Below are 1,373 nucleotides of genomic sequence, written 5' to 3'. Positions count from 1 at the left end.
TCATCTTGTGTAGCCCTGCCCAGCGGGGCTACTTTGTTTTCGTCAGCTTCGCTGACACCTGAAAGAGAGGCTCCGGCCTCCAGGAGTTGGATGTCTCTTTTTTGTTTTTGATGCCTTTGGTCGTGAAGCGGGTCATACACCTCATTCTTGCGCCACAGCGTCCAAATCAGAATCAACAGCTTACGCTGCACAGCCACGTAAGCCTGCATCTTGGTCTTGCCCCTTGCCAAAAGCCGTTCGTGTAGTGCGGCAAAGACCGGCTCTTTGTAGCGCACCACGGTAAAGGCCGGCAGGTGCATGGCCCGGCGGATATGGGCGTTGCCCTTCTTGGACATCCTGGTCTTTCCCGAGCGTTTGCCTGACTGGTTCTCCACCACATCATAGCCCGAGTAACTCACCAGCTGCCCCTGCTTCTCAAAGGTGGCAAAGCCGTTGGTCTCGGCCAGGAGCACGGCCACCGTCTTGAGGCCCACTCCTTTGATAGCCAGGAGCTTCTCCACCCGCTCGGCCAGCAGCGGGTCCTGGCAGATGAGCTCCCGGATAGCCTCCTCCAGCTCCTGAATGCTCTTCTCCAGCGTGCGGACCATCTTTTTGAGGCTTTTCTCCACCTGCTTTACCGCAAAGGCACTGTGGTGCAGGGCGTGGAGCTGGTTGAGGAACACGGTGCGCTGGTTAGAGAAGTCCTCCAGCTGGCGGGTCAGGAGACGCAGCTGGTAGATGTTCTGCGAAAGGGGCTGCCAGAGGGGCAGCAACTGCTCCAGGCCCATGCGGGCCAGCCCTTTGGCGTCGATGCTGTCATTCTTGCTCCTGTGGCCCAGGGCCTGCAGGTAGCGCTTGGCCTTGGTGGGCAAGATGACCGATACCTGGTAGCCCTGCTGGTGGAGAAACCAGGCCAGCTGCTCATAATACACGCCGGTGGCTTCCATGAGTATACGCAGCTCCACTTCTGCTGCGCGCTTGCTTTCCATCCAGCGCTGGAGTTGCCTGATACCGGCAGGCGTGTTTGCGAACTTGCGGGAGGCCTTCACCCTGACCTGGCGCTCCATGTCAAGGGTAGAGAAGACAACATCAAGGGAGTCCTTGGAAACGTCCACTCCCAGGTTCTGGCATAGCAGGTTTTTCATTGTATTGGGTAGCTTGGGTAAATAAACTTCATCTGCAACCTATACTCACAGCTAGATACTAGGTCTCGCCTGCAGCAGGCGGCCTTTTGGTACTGTTCTGGCTTGGATGAAGAGGGAGGAAAGGGGTTTCTTAAGGGCGACATCAATTGTGTCTAGTACTGTCACTTAATCCTTTCCTCCTATATTGTATAAAAGCGAAGGTACAAATAGAAAGAATTGTACTCTTGGCTAACACTTCAAAGATATGAG

Annotated in this window: 1 protein-coding gene; it reads right to left on the bottom strand. The window is 55.4% G+C overall.

The genetic code is table 11. The features are described 5' to 3' along the window. Positions 1–1,124, bottom strand: a 1,124-nt coding sequence (locus ACFS7Z_RS27185; protein WP_377492616.1) for an IS110 family transposase, incomplete at its 3' end; no start/stop codon positions are given. Between the last annotated feature and the right edge of the window lie 249 nt (positions 1,125–1,373).

The organism is Pontibacter toksunensis (assembly GCF_042686245.1).
In the GTDB taxonomy this organism is placed as follows: domain Bacteria; phylum Bacteroidota; class Bacteroidia; order Cytophagales; family Hymenobacteraceae; genus Pontibacter; species Pontibacter toksunensis.
The sequence above is the reverse complement of the archived record's forward strand: the minus strand, read 5'-3'. Positions and strand labels throughout refer to the sequence as shown.